The organism is Pseudoalteromonas luteoviolacea S2607, assembly GCF_001625575.1.
GTDB classification, from domain to species: Bacteria; Pseudomonadota; Gammaproteobacteria; order Enterobacterales; family Alteromonadaceae; genus Pseudoalteromonas; species Pseudoalteromonas luteoviolacea_E.
Window position 1 is genome coordinate 312111 of the sequence record NZ_AUXV01000072.1, and the last position, 18271, is coordinate 330381.

An 18271-nucleotide genomic window follows, 5' to 3' on the forward strand; every position below is an offset into this window, starting at 1 on the left:
TGCACAGGCACAATATCTCAAAGACTTTTACCCCATCACTGAATCAATTAACCAAGTGACAGGGTAAAAATGGCCTTAAAAATGGCGGTTTTTAGGCAGCCGAGTCAGGTCTAACTTCAGTATTTTTGAACGTCGCTGATAGTTATATAGTGATTTTTTCTTAGCTGGTAAGTCGTCCACGTTGGCACAGTCAAAACCCTGCTCCAAAAACCAATGGATACTGCGCGTAGTCAAAGCAAATAGAGCTTTATAGCCCTGTTTTCTTGCTTTGTTTATGACTGTTCTTAATAAAAAGCTGCCTCTGTCCGCATCTCGGTACTGTGGGTGCACAGCAAGACTTGCAAACTCTCCGGCTTCTTCTTCTGGGAATGTATAAAGAGCAGCACAGGCAATGATTAAGCCATCCCGTTCGATGACTGTAAACTGCTCAATTTCCATCTCCAATTGCTCTCTTGATCGACGCACCAAATAGCCCAGCTCTTCAAGCGGACGGATCAGGTTAAGCACACCATTAATGTCGCTAATTGTTGCACTTCGCAATTGCTCTGAGCTTTGTGGCGCGATTTGCGTACCAATCCCATCCAATGAAAAAAGCTCTTGCAACAGTGCACCGTCCTCTTTATAACTCACTAGATGGCATCGATGGATCCCCCCTCGACATGCTTCGATTGCCGCATTTAAAAACACCGCAGCACTTTTACAAATCTCACTGCTCTTGTGGTACTTTGCCAACAAATGAGCGGCTTCATTGGGCATCAACTCCGCAATCGCCTCACCTTTTTCATCTAGGATACCCGCTTCATGGCAGAATCCTATCATCTTGTCCGCATTGAGCTTAAGCGCCACCTGAGTTGCAATTTCTTCTGCGGTTAAGTTAAAACTCTCCCCAGTTACAGAAGCCGAAATGGGCCCCAACAGAACAATACTATTATTGTCTAGTTGATGCCTGATCCCATCGACATCAACACGGCGAACACGCCCTGAGTGATGATAATCCACCCCATCATCAATCCCAAGAGGCTGAGCAATCACAAAGTTTCCACTCACCACATTTAATGAAGTTCCAGACATAGGCGTGCTACAAAGTGACATCGAAAGCATTGCCGTAATATCTAACTGCATCGCGCCGCTCACTTGCTTAATAGTTTGAAGCGACTCGTTATCAGTGACTCTGATCCCATTGTGAAACGCGCTATGGATACCAGCTTGGGACAAAGCATTGTCAAATTGTGGTCGCGCACCAAACACCAAAACAATTTTGATGCCTAGGCTCGTTAATAAAGCCACATCATTAATGATGCTTCGATAACCTGGTTGCTCCACGGCCTCTCCACCAAGCATAACGACAAACGTTTTGCCGCGGTGAGCGTTTACATACGGAGTAGATTGGCGAAAGCCAGCGACCAATTCAGTTGTACGCACTGTATTTACCTTTTGAATGCAGAATGATTAAACACGAACAAGTTACCCAACATCATAAAGAATTATTATGCACAATTAAAGAATTATTATTCTTTGATTGTGCTTTTTCATCTACAACCCAACTTTTAAATCCCAATAAAAGCAACATTGATAACATGCAACCTCGTGAATAAGCATTCACATCACTGTAATGCTATTAGAAGTTACTGTCTGCTGTACGAAAAACTGGTCGAATGCCTTGTGGATTGTTGATGAAGATTGCCGCGCAGGCCTAAATTGCCGTACACTCTAATCAATTTCAGATTATTTTTAATGAGGTGCTTGTGCCTAAAACTGACAAGAAACAATCTGGCATGTTTAGCCAGTTGATGTTTAACATTATTATTCCTGTACTTGTGCTTACTCGCTTGTCTGGTGAAGATTCTTTAGGACCAACATTGGGTATTATCGTAGCCCTTGCCTTCCCTGTCGGTTTTGGTCTTTGGGAGCGCAGTAGAACAGGGAAATTCAACTTTATTTCTGGACTAGGCATTGTGTCTGTTCTTCTAACTGGCGGCATTAGCTTGCTAGAGCTTGATGCTAAATACATTGCGATTAAAGAAGCGTTAATACCGGGCATCATCGGTATTGCCATCGTAGTAAGCCAATACACTAAATACCCGCTACTTAAAACAATGATGTTTAACGACAATATCATGGACATCAAAAAAATAGAGTCTGCACTGGAGCAAGCAGGCAACACCGAAAAGCTGTCAAAAGTGCAAGTTGTCGCATCCAATATTCTTGCCGCATCCTTTTTCTTATCGTCGGTATTAAACTATGTCTTGGCAAAAATGATCGTCGTCAGCCCAGCTGGCACTGAAGCTTACAATAGCGAATTGGGCCGTATGACCGCACTGAGTTACCCAGTCATTGTGCTACCTACCATGATCATCTTTTTTGTTGCGCTTTATTATCTCCTAACCTCCCTCAAGAAGCTCACAGGGTTAAAGGTTGAAGAGATGTTCCACGAACCAGAATAGACAGTACACGACTATTTGGGGAGCAGTCACGCCTCTCCCCAAGCCTATAAAATCAAAATAAACAAACACTTAAAAAGTCTTAATTTTAATTTGTACATTATCCCCGCGCTTTTAGCCACCGTTATTGTGACCAACAAATATAAAATTTGTGTTTGCATTGGTTTAAAAAAGGGACTAACATTGCGCCGAATTATTCATTACCACCTAACTGTAGAGGAGTATAAACCATGACACATACATTATTACCCTTTGCAGGTCTAATCCGCTAAGTAGCTAGAAGCTAACTACATTTTTAGCTTTCGTGTAAAGCTACCTCCGGTCACTTAAAGTGAGTACGGCCTGCCAATACGTTTTTCGTTTTAAATACTATTTTAAGGTATTGGTATTATGGGCAACTCCGTCCAAAAAATTACAGAAAATACGACCCTCATTGCGTCTGATGATACGTGGATTGAAGGGCAAGCTATCCAGCAACTAGTTAAAACTTCTCAGCTTGCAGGTATGCACCATGTAGCTGGTATGCCAGATCTACACCCAGGAAGAGGCTACCCTATTGGGGCTGCGTTTTTTACTCAAGATAAAGTTTATCCAGCACTTGTCGGTAACGATATTGGCTGTGGAATGTCGCTATGGCAAACTTCCGTGAAGGTCGCTAAGGTCAACTTAGACAAGCTGACTAAAAAGTTTGCACACGTAGAGCAGCCTCTTGATGCGAGCTGGGAACAAATAATTCAGGCACGTAAAGCAGAAAAAAACATTGTCACTCATCGCTTTGACCATGCACTAGGCACAATAGGCGGTGGCAATCATTTTGCTGAGTTCCAAGCTATCGACGAAGTGTATGACCAAAGCGCTTTGGAGTCGCTTGGCCTCAACAAAAAGCAGCTGCAACTATTAGTGCATTCCGGCTCAAGAGGTTTAGGCCAATCCATTTTAGTAAACCACATTGAACACTATAATCATGACGGGTTGCACATCCATGAGGCGAGTTTTCAAGACTATATAACGGCGCACGACGAGGCGCTGCGATGGGCCGAGCTCAACCGAGAGTTGATTGCGCTACGCTTTTTAGATGCCATCAGAGCCACTGGGCACTGCACGTTAGATATTAATCACAATTTAGTTTGTGAAACACGTATTGGTAACACCTTTGGCTGGCTGCACCGTAAAGGCGCAACGCCGAGCGATAAAGGCTGCGTGGTCATTCCTGGTTCTCGAGGTGATTACAGTTACCTAGTTCGACCCATTACTGGCACCAGTGAACAAGCGCACTCTAACTTGCTTTCGCTGGCCCATGGAGCGGGCAGAAAGTGGAAACGAGGTGATTGTCAGGGGCGCTTGAGTCACAAATACAAACGTGATGATTTGTATCGCACTGCAATTGGGAGCCGCGTGATATGTGGCAACAAAGAACTGCTGTACGATGAAGCACCCCAAGCCTATAAAAAATGCGAAACCATCATCAGTGATCTCATTGATGCAAAATTAATTGAAGTCATTGCCAGACTTCGCCCTGTACTCACGTTTAAAACCAATGGGAGTTGCTCAGAATGATTTTATTGCAATTGTCTTCTGGGCAAGGCCCCCTTGAATGCTGTAAAGCGCTTGGTCTAGCTTTTGCTCAAATACTAAAAGAGAGCAAATCTCAAGGGATAGTCTGCGAGACTCTTGAGTTGACACCCGCAGAAAAGCAAACCTGCTACAAGTCAGTCGTGGTGAAGTTATCATCACCTGATATACAGGCCACAAAGCAATTTGCGCAAAGTTGGCAAGGCGCGATGTTGTGGGTATGCGAAAGCCAATTTCGTCCAAACCATAGACGTAAAAACTGGTTTTTCAGTGGCCAAATGTATGAATTAGATGAGCATCAATTTGACGCCGAGATCACCTTTCAAACATGCCGAGCATCGGGAGCCGGTGGCCAGCATGTGAATAAAACCGATTCAGCCGTCAGAGCGACGCATGCTAAAACGGGGATTTCGGTACGCGTTGAAAGTGAGCGCAGCCAACATGCTAATAAAAAGCTGGCTCGAGCATTGGTTCTGCAAAAGTTGGCTGAAATTCAGCAAACACAAGTGCACGCACAAGAGAAATCGCGTTGGCAACAGCATCAGAAAGTTGAACGAGGCGACCCTATGAGGGTTTTTAAAGGGCCAAAGTTTGTCGCCAAACACTAGTATGCGCCCTGCAACTCCCTAACAAGGAGCAAATTATGTGTCATGTTTTATTTATTTGTAGCCGTAATCAATGGCGTAGCCCAACAGGGGAGCAAGTATGGAAAAATCACTCAGCGATCAATGTGCGCTCAGCTGGCACCAGCCCAAGAGCAAAAAAGACGGTCAACACACAAGATATCCAATGGGCGGATATCATTTTTACCATGGAAGAAAAGCATAAGTGTCGACTGAAATGCCAGTTTGCTCGCCAAACAAGATACAAAGATATACGGGTGCTAGATGTACCCGATGAATACAGGTATATGGACCCAGCACTTGTTCAACTTTTCAAAGAAGTTGTAAGCATGCATTTAGGTATCTCATATCCCTTCAATGCCTAACCGATTTAAAGAGGATAAAACCATGTAATTCCACCTTTGCACATAGCTTCAGCATCTCGAGTGCTTTTAATTTTGGAAGCGATATGTGCCTATGCCCTTTGCGTACTGGCCAGTCTCACGGTTGGCCATCATTGACATAAATATTGGAATTACATTATGAGAGTTAAGTACCCCCGTACACCGCACCTACCTTGGTCGCCGGGTGCGACACCAGATGATTTACAACAAACACATGCGCACTTTTTTGAAGGCCAGCAAGTCGTTGTAACTGAAAAAATGGATGGTGAAAACACCACATTATACACCGACTATATTCACGCGCGGTCGTTGGACAGTCGCTTTCACCCATCTAGAGCTTGGGTCAAAGCGCTGCAAGCGCAAATAGGTTACAAAATACCGAAAGGTTGGCGTATTTGTGGTGAAAACCTGTATGCCAAACACGCCATTGGTTACGATGCTTTGAGTAGCTATTTCTTGGCTTTTTCGGTGTGGAATGAACGCAATGAGTCTCTAAACTGGCATGATAGCAAAGTCTTTTTTCAGCAGCTTGGGCTCAGTGCACCGAAAGAGTTGTACGTCGGCCCTTGGGATGAGCAGGTAATTAAAAGCATCACTCTGGATACCTCAAAACAAGAAGGCTATGTGGTGCGTCTTGCCGACAGCTTTGCGTTTGAGGCTTTTTCACAGTCTGTGGCGAAGTGGGTCAGGCGTGACCATGTTACAACCAATAAACACTGGATGCACACTGACGTTATTCCCAATCGCTTGAAAGGAACTCGAAAATGAGCGCGCTCGAAGCTTGGCTAAACAGCCTCACGCAAGATCACACACCAGACTTTCAAGAGTGCCTTGATTACTTGGCGGATTACTTTCCACTATTATTACAATTCGAGGATACAGAACAAGACCCTATCTGGCATGCTGAAGGCAATGTCGCGATTCATACCGATATGGTATTAAAAGCGTTATACACAGAGCTCAATAATGAGGCATGCCATATAAAAGGGGTCCACCGACAAGCGCTTATTCTCGGTGCACTGCTTCATGATATTGCCAAGCCACGCTCTACTCGGCGCAAAGAAATTGCGGGTATAGAGCGCGTTGTCGCTCCTCGACATGAAGAGATGGGTGCCAGTTACTTGGCCACTCGCTTAATCGCGCTCCCATTGGCATATAGTGTCATTTCCACGGTTATGGGATTAGTCGGTTTTCACAACCAATTGAAGCTACTGGTGATAAAGAACCAAAGTTATGGAGATTATTTGCACTTAGCCATAAATGCCAACCTAGAACTTTTATATTGGCTTGAAGTTGCAGATATGAAAGGCAGGACCTGTGATGACCTTGCACTACAGCTTGGCATGCTTGAAGAGTTTAAAATGTTTGCGCAAGATTATGAATTATGGGGACTGCAAGACAACGCTATTTTGACACTGTTATCCAAAATTCAAGTGAAAAAAGTTCCTTCTCAGCAAACATATTTAAGTAATCTTGCCATCAGTCAATTGGCACATGGACAAATCAGTACCATCGAGGAAGCTATCGCTAAGAACTATGACGCCTGTCAAAGTTATAGCCACCTGTATGTGATGTGTGGCATCAGTGGCAGCGGCAAGTCTACTTGGATTAAAAAACACCTTGCTGGATTTGAAGTCATTTCTCTTGACGGCATACGGCAGGAGCTAAATGGTCACCAAGCCTGCCAAAAAAGCCGTGGACAAGTTCTTCAACTTGCCAAAAGACGCTTAAAGCAAGCGCTCGCCAAAAAGCGTAATGTGGTGTGGGACGCCACAAATATTCGTAAAGACTTCAGGAGTATTGTTTGTGATCTGGGTAGAAATTACGGTGCACTTGTCACCTTGGTCGCCTTTCAATTAAGTGACAAGTCACTGCGACGTAATAATCAAGATCGTCGATTTAGCGTAGACAATCAGGTTATTTCAGAGCAAATAGAAAAATTGCAGTGGCCGTGTTTTAACGAAGCACATAGGTTTTTGCTCATTGGCAACAAAGGAGTGGAGCTCGCCAGACGAGGAACCTTCGACTCAATGAGTTAATCCTAACTGAAACAGCATCGCAAACCCCGATTCAAATGCAACCAAATACAGGCTACTTCACTTTATTTGGTTGCATCATCCCCTCTCCCCAACTGACCATCATATCGAGAAAGGCTTTCAATTTGGCTGGTTGCCCCACTCTGCTTGGGTACACTAGATAAATCACTGAATCCGTTAAGGTTATATCGGATGCAATCTGTACAAACTCACCTGATGCAATTTTATCTTTTACCATGCCAATAGGCATAATAGCGAATCCCAGCCCAGCTTCAACCGCACTGAGTACCGCGGCTGTCGAGTTGACCGTTAGCCGTGCATTTAGGGTATGCCATTTGTCTTGTGCATATACTTGGTTAAATGACTCATCGCTGCGCGCGCCAGCAAAGCTGGCGATATAAGGTTGTGAGCGCAATTGTTCAATGCTGCTGGCAACGCCATGCTCGGCAACATGCTGTTGTGACGCGACGAACACGCGCTGCGACTGATATATTTTTCTGTAGACGAGGCTAGAGTCTTCCACGTCACTAAAGCTTGCTCTCACCGCCACATCAAAACCATCTTTAATTAAGTCCACACTATGTGCGCCTTGCTGCACCTCCAAAGTGATTTTAGGATGTGCTTGCAAAAATGGCACAACAATCGTTGAAGCCATAAAATCAGCAAAGTTTTGCGGGACTGCAACCCGTAGATGGCCAGAAGCCTGCTCGCGTATCTCACTTAAAAAAGCTTCTCCTTGCGCCAATTGCGACATCGCCTGCTCGCAAAAATGTAAATACTGCGCTCCTTCCTCCGTTAATTTTACGGAGCGTGTGGTTCGCTGCAGCAGCTTGACGCCTAAACGCGCTTCGAGGTGACTGACTTTATTACTCACTGTGGACTTTTCAATGTCCAGTGCCTCAGCGGCTTTGGTAAAGCTTTGCAATTGAGCCACTTTGCAAAAAATACGAATTTGGTTCAAATCATTGTTCATATATAAAAACAATCTTTTGTAAATTTCGACGATTATTTAAATAAAGATATCAATTAAGCTCTCAACCTGAAACAAATTACTGCTTTTTAGAGGAAACGGTTCGTGAATTCTTACAGTTGGTCTTATAAATTACTGCACTGGCTATCCGCCTTTTTATTCACCCTTATGTGTTTTGCATTTATTGGTTTTTATCCGCAGATGAGTGATGCAGATCGCACCGTTATGCTAATTGGCCATGCGAGTATTGGAGTTTGCCTAGCTGCCATCTTATTAATACGCATTGGCAAAAGGTTTGTCTTAAAGCACCCAAGACCGAAACATGCACAATCAACGACGCTGGCAAACATGGCAAAATCAGCTCATTATGCCATGTATATTTTCATGGTATTGGTCCCGTTGACCGGCTATACAACCGCTAATTTCCATTACTTACCAGTGCAGCTTTTTGGCAGTGTTTTGCTTAATGGCAATCATGACCCAGAGCTGTTTAACACATTTCGTGCGATTCATGTTTTGTGTATTCAAGGGCTAATAGCATTGGTCGTATTACACATTGGGGCAGCCATTAGACACAAGCTGGTTCTAAAAGATAAAGTGCTTTATAGCATGAGGCCTTGGCCTATCGACAAAAATTCAGAGTCATAAAGCCAATCAACTAGGTGCAGTGGAGTAAAAAATTCGCTACGGCTCAATCTGCACCACCTTGGTTAGATAAATACATGAGTTAGTTTTGGGTAACCACCGTAAACTTAGAGCGGTGTATTAAACTCCCTTTTGCTCGTACTTCTATATGCCAGTCTCCGGGTGTAGTTTCATAGGGGAAATCAAAATAGTAGCCAAATCCCCAAACGTATTCTCCTTGATGCCCCGAAATATCAATCTTACGTTCCAGCCGAGACTTTTTTTCACCAGAGGGTAAAGTGGTCTCAGGATAAGTTATCAAAAGATCAAAATATTGTATTTGCACAGGAATAGAATAAAAAGCCACACCAATTTCAAACCCCGTCCCCAGTCTATTGGGGATAATCCAAGTTCGTTCTTGTAAAACTTTAGCACTTTCACCGATACTAATTATGTCGTTAACGGCCGTTTCTTCGGCAATAACCTCACCACCAACTTTCTCAATATATGAGTGCGCAAATACAACGGACTCGATACCATCTGGTACTACTGGTGCGGCGAATGCAGAATTAAAAAACAAACTCACTACTACAAAAAATATGCTCCGTATCATAGCTGCCTTATATTTTTCTCCATTAGAACTAGGTCCCTATGCTTGTATTTGCTTTTAGAGAATAGTCTCACCTATTTCAAACCTTAATGGAATGTAATAGTTATACGACCTCACTAATTAGGGCCTTTGATTCCCTCTAAAGCGAATCATCACTCTCTTCTTGTTGCTTGGTCACAGGCTTTAGTTTTGCGGCATACACCATTCCATCGTACTTTAAAAATTCGCCCTGCCACTTAGCTGAAATAAACGGCACAGACTCACGACTGTATTCAGTATACCCCACCCCATTCAATACCTCTTCCGGATCGCCTTCTTTAACTGTTAAAAACTGCCATGGTGAGAGTTGGCTTAGAGTATTGTCTTTAATCAGTAATTTAGCTCTCGAGATTGTCCACTGCTCTAGTAAATTGACCTCAGAAACCTGCCCATGTTCGATCACAATTTGCTGCATACACCCAGTGAGATAATTCAATCGGCCTTTTTTGTCTACAGACGATATCAGCCTCCCTGTGTTTTCACCTACAAATTGCTCGACATCTTTTTCAAAGTCAAAGCAAGGAATTGGATTTGCTTTATGTTTGCTTATCTTCCAATCACCAATTGACAGACCGCTCACTTTAATAAATTTCTCAGTCGGGTCATACCCATCTTCCCAAATTGACCAGTCAATATTGTCAAAATACAGCTTAAACAACTCAATATGTCTTTTGGTAATTTGCCCTCTTGGTCCAGCTCCAAGTTCAAATGCATTTTTCCCATCCACCGAAATCTCGCCCGCATCCGTTTGCTCTAACATGTTTGTCAGCGAGACGGGAAGCAAATTGGCGTTATAGTGATAACCAACGAACTTTTGGTCCTCAAATAAAAAAGCATGCCGCCTCCCCAGTACCGCCATAAAGATGGTGTCATTGATTGGCCACAATAATGAGAAGCGACCAAAGCGCTCAATGATTTCAGCATAGCTTTCTCCCAATTTTGCACCAAAAGCACTTTCTGGCGTGATTAAATTGGTTCTGATGTATAAAGGGTTAGGATCTTGCTCACTTTTATTTAGATACTTCTGATTAGTTAGAGAGATAAGCTTTAAGTTAGCCTCATCAACTATCACGGGTTTTGAGCATGATTTAACAGGTTGTAGAATGAAGTACGCATAAGATACGGTGTGCAACCTTTCGCTATATTCAATATTAAAGCTTTTAACCTTCAAACCATTTGGATGCTTTCTGCTATGCCATGCCGCTTTGTCAAAAAGAAAGGAACGAAGCATATCAACCACTTGTGTGTAGTTGTAACGATTAATAAACTCAATATAATCCTGTTCCACCTTAATGGGCTCGGCATCTTCTAACTGGCACTCACTATTTTGAGCATAGATTTGCTTGGCAGCCCCATTAAACGAAACAAATAGTAAAATACAGAGTAGTAACTTCATAGGATATAAGCTGGAATAAAAACTGGCTATATATTATTACAAGCCTCCTATTTAACCAAATAGATTGAAGCAAAATATACGTAAGCATTAATATTTTAATTAAATCACTGAATGAAAAAAACGTCATCCTACCTTACTTTATAAGGATTACGGAAAGCCCTACTTTACTAGTATCATTGCTGACATATCATTTGGGTGTATGAAATAAGTTTCTTGTTCATCTATTAGGTGGCAAAAGATATATGCCTTTGGCAACACGTTATCCAAAAGAGTTGAAAAAGGAAGTTTTAGGGTGATATAAGGGGTCAATATCTGACCCCTTTTTGCTGTATCAATTAAGATTGCACGACTGACTCAGCCGGCGCTGAAGCTTGTGCCTTGTCGCCTAAAAGGCGGTGAGTTATGGTGCCAGCAGTCATCGAACCAGAAACATTCAACGCAGTACGCGCCATATCAATCAGCGGCTCGATTGAAATCAACAGCGCGGCAATTGTGACAGGTAAGCCCATTGCAGGTAACACGATCAAGGCTGCAAATGTCGCACCGCCACCCACTCCTGCAATACCAAAAGAGCTAATTGCAACAATCGCCACCAATGACATTATGAAAGAGATATCCATAGGGTTAATGCCCACACTGGGAGCAACCATAACCGCCAACATCGCAGGGTAAATGCCCGCACAGCCATTTTGACCGATTGTCGCACCAAATGACGCTGACAAATTAGCAATTGCTGGGGGCACATTAAGCTTGTTTATTTGCGTATCTACATTCAGCGGAATCGTTGCAGCACTGCTGCGAGATGTGAATGCAAAAGTCAGTACAGGCCAAATCTTTTGGAAAAACTGTTTAGGACTTACACCAACTAGTCCAACTAGCAGACCATGTACGACAAACATTAAGAAAATCGCCAAATAAGAGGCTACAATAAAGCCTAGCAAATTGGTGATATCAGCCAAACTGGAAGTCGCGACCACCTTTGCCATTAACGCAGCAACACCATATGGTGTCAGCGAAATCACCATTTTAACCAATCGCATGACTACTGCTTGAAGCGTTTCAACAAATGTACGAATAGGAGCTTCTAATTCTTCACGCTCATTCATCACTTTTCGCGCCGCAACACCTGTTAAAATACCAAATATCACGACCGCAATAATTGACGTTGAACGCTCCCATGCTAAATCTTGAAAGATATTAGTAGGGATAAAGCTTACCAACATTTGTGGAATTGACAGCTCGCTGACCGTTTCGCTGCGAGATGCTAGCACCGCAATACGTGATGTTTCTCGCGCCCCTTCAGTTAAACCCTCTGCGCTCAGACCAAATAGTTGGGTGATAAATATGCCAATCAATGCTGCAATCATGGTCGTCACCACCAGCACTGAAATGGTCACGCCACTGATTTTGCCAAGCGCACCCGACTTATCAAGTTTAACCACCGCAGCGACCATAGAAACCAATACCAACGGCATTATGATCATTTTAAGTAAACTGACATAGCCGCTTCCGACCACATTCGTCCAGTTTAAAGTTTCTTCAATGGCTTGATGGCCTTCTCCGAGCAAAAACTGTAATGCAAAACCAAATACACTCCCCAAAGAAAGGCCAATAAGCACGAGCCGAGAAAGCGTTGCACCTTTTTTCTGAGACTGGAACAATACAATGAGAATTGCGGCGAAAACGGCAAGGCTCACCATAGCGATGAAGGACATAAATTTACCTATAAATGATTGTAAATGAGAAAATCTAACTAAGAAGATAATTTGAATTTTTATCTAGCGTGCACAGTAATAAATTATTGCCTAGTAGAAAAGAATGATTGGGAATGAGATATATTCTAGAGTTATTGAACTGGTGATTTATTAGCTGATCACAGGCTCCAACTTAGGCCTTTTCCTCTTCTGTTTTGATTCTGGTTGTTGACTCGCAACCGCCTTGGTTATAATCCGCCTAACAGGCCTGATATTTAGCTTTTGACAGGAGCCCAATTATGAAAAAACTCTCTAAAGTGCAAGAAAAACAACAAGCACTTGTACTTGCAGTTGCTGACAAGCTGGAAGCGCAAGCACGTGAAGAAATCCCAGGAATGTTGCAATGTTGGTTTGATATGGAATTCCACTTGTTTCCTAGCTCTTTGTTATTGTGCTTCCAATTCGAAAATGAGCAAGCATTAGAAGCCGCAAAACCTGATCTCCTAAAATGGCAAAAACGTTTAAGTGCCGCCATGGTCAAAAAAGGGGTGATTTTAAAAGATATGCGCAAGCACTTGGTATTTACCATGAATGGACCTGAGGACTAAAATTAAGCAGTAGCAGCTACAATAGCTCTATTTGAACTGCTACTTTTAATCAAGAAAATAACCCCCCCATAAACAACAGTCAGCAAACATTTTCTGCTCTATGCCAAATACCACATACTATCAAATTCACTTTTACTGCGTTTTTTAACATCTTCCAGATATCGATGAGCCAATAACATTGGCTTACACCCGTGCTTACACCCGTGCTTACACCTATGTAATAGGCACTATTTCACTGGCGCTTTAAAAACAGTGAAAATTATTTAACTTTTTAATGTTAATTTGCGTATTAAAAACTTGAGAAACCGCTCAAAAAAGGAAAATAAAACATCCCTTATAATGCAAGAATAAAATTAAAACTTTCATACCGAAACAATAGTATATAAAATAAATTCAAATTATAATAACAAAAGCAAACCAGCATAACCAACCAAATTAAAACGACTAAATACCAAACAAAATATAAAAGGACTTTAAATGAAACTTCATAAAAAAACGATGAAAAAGCTCTCAAACGTCGAAGTAAAAAAAGTATCAGGTGGTACAAGCCATGGGATAGTCCCTCCTGACACATTAAACAATACGCTTCAGATAGAATAAAACACAATCACAACGTTTATTAATAAGTAAATTAAATTCTTTCAAACCGGCAAGCAATTTAATATTGCTTGCCTAAAAAATCACTTTATATTTAACCTTCATTAATTATCTTGCGGTGCTTATTATTGTTATATGGTGCTACATTCCTAAATGTAAAACACATTAAATACACCTTTTTTAAGTGCTAGACCTAGTACGTATAACCCCTTTGCTAATATGATGGCAAATACCTATTTTACTGGCGTGGTGATGCCAAAGTTAGGCATGATGGCAGCCGCTACGTTGTTGGCGCCCCCAAATGGGTTGATGCACAAGTTATCGAAACGCTCAGACCAAAATCGTAATCAACGACCGAAAGTTGATGAGAGTTATAACTAGGGGTGACGCTCAAGCATCTTAAACACTTGAAAATACCTTACATTATCGCTGTTCTTTGCTTTTAAACAGCGTGCAGGAATGACTTTCAAGCTATATACAGTTGTGTTAGCACTTTACTGCGTGCTAGCACAACCAGTCAAAAAACGTCTATTGAAATGGTTATTGATTGCGTGTGATATCAATACCAGTATCAAGCTAACTTAAACCGATTAATCATTTTCATCATATTGTCAGAAACCTGACTCAGCTCTTCACTGGCGGTCGCCATTAAGGTTGACTCATTAGCCAGTGATGATGAGCCATCATTTAGATTCGCGACATTTTGATTAATGCCATTGACCGTCATAGTTTGCTGCTCTGTCGCCGCTGAAATTTGCTGATTCATACCTTGAATAGCGTGCACTTCCTGCGCGATTTCATTTAACGCATCACCAGCAGAGGAAGAAATCTCGGACGTATTTGAAGCTTTTTCAGCGCCTTTGCTCATCACTTCTACAGCTTGTTCAGCCCCCGCCTGAAGTTTTTCAATAATGGTTTGGATTTCAATCGTCGATTCCTGCGTACGCAGTGACAAAGTGCGCACTTCATCGGCGACCACCGCAAAGCCTCGTCCGGCTTCCCCTGCTCGTGCCGCTTCAATAGCTGCATTCAGTGCTAATAAGTTGGTCTGCTCTGCGATTCCTCGGATCACCTCAAGTACGGTATCTACATTGCGACTATCCGAAGCCAATTGTGCAATTACCTCGCTGGCTTCACCGATGTCTTGCGCTAACAATTGAGATTTTTGAATGTTACATTCAATAATCTCAAGGCTTTGTTCAGTTTGCTTGGCCGCTTTTACGCTGAACTCTGAAGCATCCACAGTTCTACCAGATACTTCCGTCACCGCACTGAGCATCTCATTCATGGCGCCAGCCAGCTCTTGTGTGTCATTTCTTTGCTGATTTAGATTCATGTCAACACTCGACACAGAGGAAGAAAGTCGATTAGCAGAATCGGACAGTTGTGTTCCCGCAGCACTGACACTGAGCATGATGTCTTGAATTGACCCCACAAAACGATTGAAATACTGTGCCAAATCAATCAACTCTTTGCTGCCCTCTTCTTTCAGACGCTGTGTTAAATCGCCTTCACCACTGGCGAGATCCCGCATTGCCGAAACCGTATTTTTAATTGGTTTAGTAATACTTCTGATGAAATAAATCACCAAGGTGGACAGCACTGCCAAAACCATTACGACATTCATCAGAGAAATCATCTGAGATTGCTCGATGTCTTCCTCCAAAGCGGTAATATTGATGCCTGTACCAATCATCCAATCCCATGGGTGAAAGTAGTCAGCGTAACTGGTTTTAGGAGTCAACTCTGTGGCATCTGGTGACGTTTTCCATAAGTACTCCACAAACCCCCCGCCACTTTTGCCTGTTGCATATAACTCCTCAACAAACAGCTTACCGTTACCGTCTTTCAGAGGCAGAATATTGGTCCCCAGCAAGTGCTTTAAACCGGATGCCAGTTGGATCCCATTTTTATCTGAGACAAAGATGTAATTACCGTTGTCAAATCGCATAGCTGAGATTGCTTCTAGCGCTAAGCGTTTTGCTTCTTCTTCATTCAATACACCGCTGCTACTTTGCTCATAATAATAGTTAATCACCCCCAGCGCGCTTTCAATAATAAGTTGTACGCCATATTCATAGTTGGCACGCATATGTTTATTCGTATTATGTGCATCTAGCAAAGAGTTAGCGAATAACCCTACCGCAAACAACACCACTATCATCCATGCGCGGGCACCGATCGGTGCATTATGAATTGAATAGTTCATAGAGCCTCCCAGCTACTCGTGCGGTTCTGTCACTTTTTGAGAAGAAAAACAGGACTCATGGCTACTGTAAAGGCGGCGTAGTGCCTCTCGACATGTGTCCTCGTCCTTGCCGTTTTTTTCAACGTGTTGGATCACTTCTTGAAATTGCTGCATAAGATCACGAGAGTGTGCCTCTGACTTTTGGCATACTCTCTTTTCGTCCTGTGATTTACGATGCAACAGCTTTTTTCCCTGTGCACGCTTAAATACACTCTCCATAACTCCCCCTGAGATTGCCTGTACACGCCACCACTGCACAGTTAAGGCTTGCAGCGCACGCACAGTCCTTGTTAAATGTTAAATTGATAAACGTTCACTCTGTTCAGCGCACAATCTGGCAAATAGACTTTGCTGTTTTTAACGTGCAATAGATAAGGCAGCCACAGCTGTCCCTTCTCTCTGTCTGCACCAAAGCCGCTGAACGACTCCACGTACTTACCTGAGCAAGTGAAAACTTTGATTGCTCGATTCACAAGATCAGAAATAAACAAATAGCCATTTTCATGATCAATGCTCGTTGGCAGTAAAAAATTACCATTGTCGGTGCCATACCCCTCTTGACCAAAACTGCGTACCCATTTACCTGCTTGATCATAAACTTCAATACGGTTGTTATTTTGGTCGGTGATAAAGCATGTGCCTTGCGCATCAACGGTAATATCTGAAGGGGTGTGAAACTCGCCATGCTCAGAGCCCAGACGACCAAAGGTATGAACTAAAAAAGGCCCACCAGTATCTGCAAGGCGCCAACGACAAATTCTGTTATTGCCTGAATCTGCAATTAGAATATCGTTATTGGTGGGGTCTATTGCTATCCCTTGCGGCTTATTAAGTTGTTCATCACCAGTTCCTAGACCACCGAAAACGGTGTAAGGCACCATTTCACCCAATGTATCGTTGTACTGTAAAACAGTCACAATTCCACTTAAATAATTACTCACAACTAACAAGGGTACCTCTGGATCTAATTGACCCGGCAGCGCTCGCTTAGGTATTAATGACGAGATCCCTAACGACCCAGGTAACATGGGTAAACTAATGGGTCTGGCTGAATCACTTTGACCATCTTCGGTTGCTTGCAATTGGTAATTACCTGAGTCCATCATCCAAAGCAGGTCCTCTGGATCATCAAACTTATCATTCAAGAAAATCCGCACCATAGTCTGTTGCCACCGTTGCACCCATTCCGTTTGCGCCGATAAAGCAATGCTCAACCAAGAAGGTAGCCCAGGTGGTTGCATGACTTTTACCAGCTGCTCCTGAAATGCAAGCTGATGCTCAACCCAATGTTCAAAAATAGGAGCATTACTTGAATAACCCGACTGCGTGCGAGTAACGTCTCCAACAACAGAGGTCACAAAATGCAGCTGTCCAGGATTATCACGTTCGTCGCCAATCGTTTTTAGAACTCGCGTCGCCCGCGATTTGCCCCCTTTTAGGGTGGATAAATTGACAGCATGTTTTTGCAACGATGCTAAAAATGGTTCGGTGATAAGCAAAGTGTTTGCTTCTATCGCTTGGGTAACCTGCACTGGCGCAAAAAAACCGTCTAAACGACCCATAAACTGACCATTTAAGTCATACACTGAAATGGCGTTTGGCTCACCACCGGGGATAAGCATACGGTTTTGGATCACAGACACACCACGGGAGAGTGCCAATCCGTCGATGTAGCACTTACCAGACGCCTTAAAAGTCACCCCTTTACCTTGCCAGTCACAACGAACTACGGTTGCGAACCCCGTGTTGGCTATATAAATATTGCCATTGTTATCTAAGCTCAGACCTTGGGGCCACAGTAAGTGAACAGAGTCTCCACCACCTTGCGGCTCTATCTCTTCAATTGATCTTTCAAACTTGCCATCTTCGCTGAAGATAACTAATCGGGACTGGCTATTTGGCCCTTCATAAAATTCATCAGCCACACACACTTTACCACTATGCACCACAATGCCATTGGGGCCCTTAAGTTCGACCTCAGGCTCAGAACCGAAGACTTTAATCGAGCGGAGATGTAACTGCTCGGTGTATTCCACTATATGAACTCGGAAATTACCAATATCTGTAACATACACCCAATTTTTATCCGGATGAGCATGCAACCTAAACGGCATATTGAATTGTTCCTGCCCAGCCCCGACAGTGCCATAGCTTGCAAGAATTTGATCCATTTCAGAGTCGAACACCAATACGCGGTTATGTGCCGTATCGGCCAACCAAATACGACCATATTTATCGACGCAACTACCGACTGGCGTGCTTAGAGAAAGGTGTCCGTTTGAAGAACACGGTAATTTTGGCAGCTGGTCAACAGTTGTGCCAATATAACTGTGGTATGAGATCCCCATAATACCTAGCCTGTAAAAGAGTCCATTTAGTCAAGCTTCTACCAGTACACTCGGCAGATCCTTGGCGCTGTAACTAATAATC

Annotated in this window: 17 protein-coding genes; 9 read left to right on the forward strand and 8 right to left on the reverse strand. The window is 43.0% G+C overall.

Annotated elements, in window-relative coordinates; all coding sequences use genetic code 11:
• Positions 1-75 precede the first annotated feature (75 nt).
• A complete protein-coding gene (gene argA, locus N480_RS23070) occupies positions 76-1422 on the reverse strand; it encodes an amino-acid N-acetyltransferase (protein ID WP_063374777.1) in 1347 nt (448 codons plus the stop codon).
• 353 nt (positions 1423-1775) lie between these two features.
• Between argA and N480_RS23075 the strand changes: the two genes are divergently transcribed.
• The 6 genes from N480_RS23075 to N480_RS23100 all read left to right on the forward strand — a co-directional run bounded on the left by N480_RS23075 (position 1776) and on the right by N480_RS23100 (position 7058).
• Positions 1776-2444 (forward strand): VC0807 family protein, encoded by a 669-nt coding sequence (locus N480_RS23075; RefSeq protein WP_063374871.1) that lies wholly within the window; start codon positions 1776-1778, stop codon positions 2442-2444.
• Between the two features lie 387 nt (positions 2445-2831).
• Positions 2832-3998, forward strand: a complete 1167-nt coding sequence (locus N480_RS23080; protein ID WP_063374778.1) for an RNA ligase RtcB family protein — start codon at positions 2832-2834, stop codon at positions 3996-3998.
• Complete coding sequence (prfH, locus tag N480_RS23085) at positions 3995-4621, forward strand: peptide chain release factor H (protein ID WP_063374779.1); 627 nt, start codon at positions 3995-3997, stop codon at positions 4619-4621. The genes N480_RS23080 and prfH overlap by 4 nt, the downstream gene beginning before the upstream one ends.
• Positions 4622-4656: 35 nt before the next feature.
• Positions 4657-5001, forward strand: a complete 345-nt coding sequence (locus N480_RS23090) for a low molecular weight protein tyrosine phosphatase family protein (RefSeq protein ID WP_063374780.1) — start codon at positions 4657-4659, stop codon at positions 4999-5001.
• Positions 5002-5157: 156 nt separating this feature from the next.
• A complete protein-coding gene (locus N480_RS23095) occupies positions 5158-5787 on the forward strand; it encodes an RNA ligase family protein (protein WP_063374781.1) in 630 nt (209 codons plus the stop codon).
• Positions 5784-7058: an AAA family ATPase gene (locus N480_RS23100; protein WP_063374782.1), complete on the forward strand. Its 1275-nt coding sequence runs from the start codon at positions 5784-5786 to the stop codon at positions 7056-7058. Before N480_RS23095 ends, N480_RS23100 begins: the two co-directional genes overlap by 4 nt.
• 52 nt (positions 7059-7110) lie before the next feature.
• Here the strand turns inward: N480_RS23100 and N480_RS23105 are convergent, their stop codons facing one another.
• The gene (locus tag N480_RS23105; RefSeq protein WP_063374783.1) at positions 7111-8028 is read right to left on the reverse strand and encodes a LysR family transcriptional regulator; all 918 of its coding nucleotides are present in this window, start codon (positions 8026-8028) and stop codon (positions 7111-7113) included.
• Positions 8029-8130: 102 nt separating this feature from the next.
• On the opposite strand from N480_RS23105, the gene N480_RS23110 reads away from it, so the two are divergent.
• Positions 8131-8673 carry a cytochrome b gene (locus tag N480_RS23110; RefSeq protein WP_063374784.1) on the forward strand — a complete coding sequence of 181 codons (543 nt, stop codon included), beginning with the start codon at positions 8131-8133 and terminating at the stop codon, positions 8671-8673.
• A gap of 79 nt (positions 8674-8752) precedes the next feature.
• Here N480_RS23110 and N480_RS23115 read toward each other — a convergent pair whose 3' ends face one another.
• The 3 genes from N480_RS23115 to N480_RS23125 all read right to left on the reverse strand — a co-directional run bounded on the left by N480_RS23115 (position 8753) and on the right by N480_RS23125 (position 12409).
• Positions 8753-9229 carry a DUF3859 domain-containing protein gene (locus N480_RS23115; protein WP_196761543.1) on the reverse strand — a complete coding sequence of 159 codons (477 nt, stop codon included), beginning with the start codon at positions 9227-9229 and terminating at the stop codon, positions 8753-8755.
• Positions 9230-9398: 169 nt separating this feature from the next.
• Positions 9399-10694 (reverse strand): hypothetical protein, encoded by a 1296-nt coding sequence (locus tag N480_RS23120; RefSeq protein ID WP_063374786.1) that lies wholly within the window; start codon positions 10692-10694, stop codon positions 9399-9401.
• A 335-nt stretch (positions 10695-11029) separates the two neighbouring features.
• Positions 11030-12409 carry an L-cystine transporter gene (locus tag N480_RS23125; RefSeq protein ID WP_063374787.1) on the reverse strand — a complete coding sequence of 460 codons (1380 nt, stop codon included), beginning with the start codon at positions 12407-12409 and terminating at the stop codon, positions 11030-11032.
• Between the two features lie 278 nt (positions 12410-12687).
• Here N480_RS23125 and N480_RS23130 point away from each other — a divergent pair, with 278 nt between their 5' ends.
• Positions 12688-12996 carry a hypothetical protein gene (locus tag N480_RS23130; protein ID WP_063374788.1) on the forward strand — a complete coding sequence of 103 codons (309 nt, stop codon included), beginning with the start codon at positions 12688-12690 and terminating at the stop codon, positions 12994-12996.
• Between the two features lie 477 nt (positions 12997-13473).
• Positions 13474-13596: a hypothetical protein gene (locus N480_RS25955; protein WP_269201065.1), complete on the forward strand. Its 123-nt coding sequence runs from the start codon at positions 13474-13476 to the stop codon at positions 13594-13596.
• A 568-nt stretch (positions 13597-14164) separates the two neighbouring features.
• Here the strand turns inward: N480_RS25955 and N480_RS23135 are convergent.
• The 3 genes from N480_RS23135 to N480_RS23145 all read right to left on the reverse strand — a co-directional run bounded on the left by N480_RS23135 (position 14165) and on the right by N480_RS23145 (position 18189).
• The gene (locus N480_RS23135; RefSeq protein ID WP_063374789.1) at positions 14165-15802 is read right to left on the reverse strand and encodes a methyl-accepting chemotaxis protein; all 1638 of its coding nucleotides are present in this window, start codon (positions 15800-15802) and stop codon (positions 14165-14167) included.
• Between the two features lie 12 nt (positions 15803-15814).
• The gene (locus tag N480_RS23140) at positions 15815-16060 is read right to left on the reverse strand and encodes a hypothetical protein (RefSeq protein ID WP_155732935.1); all 246 of its coding nucleotides are present in this window, start codon (positions 16058-16060) and stop codon (positions 15815-15817) included.
• A 71-nt stretch (positions 16061-16131) separates the two neighbouring features.
• Positions 16132-18189: an NHL repeat-containing protein gene (locus N480_RS23145; protein ID WP_063374791.1), complete on the reverse strand. Its 2058-nt coding sequence runs from the start codon at positions 18187-18189 to the stop codon at positions 16132-16134.
• Positions 18190-18271: the final 82 nt, after the last annotated feature.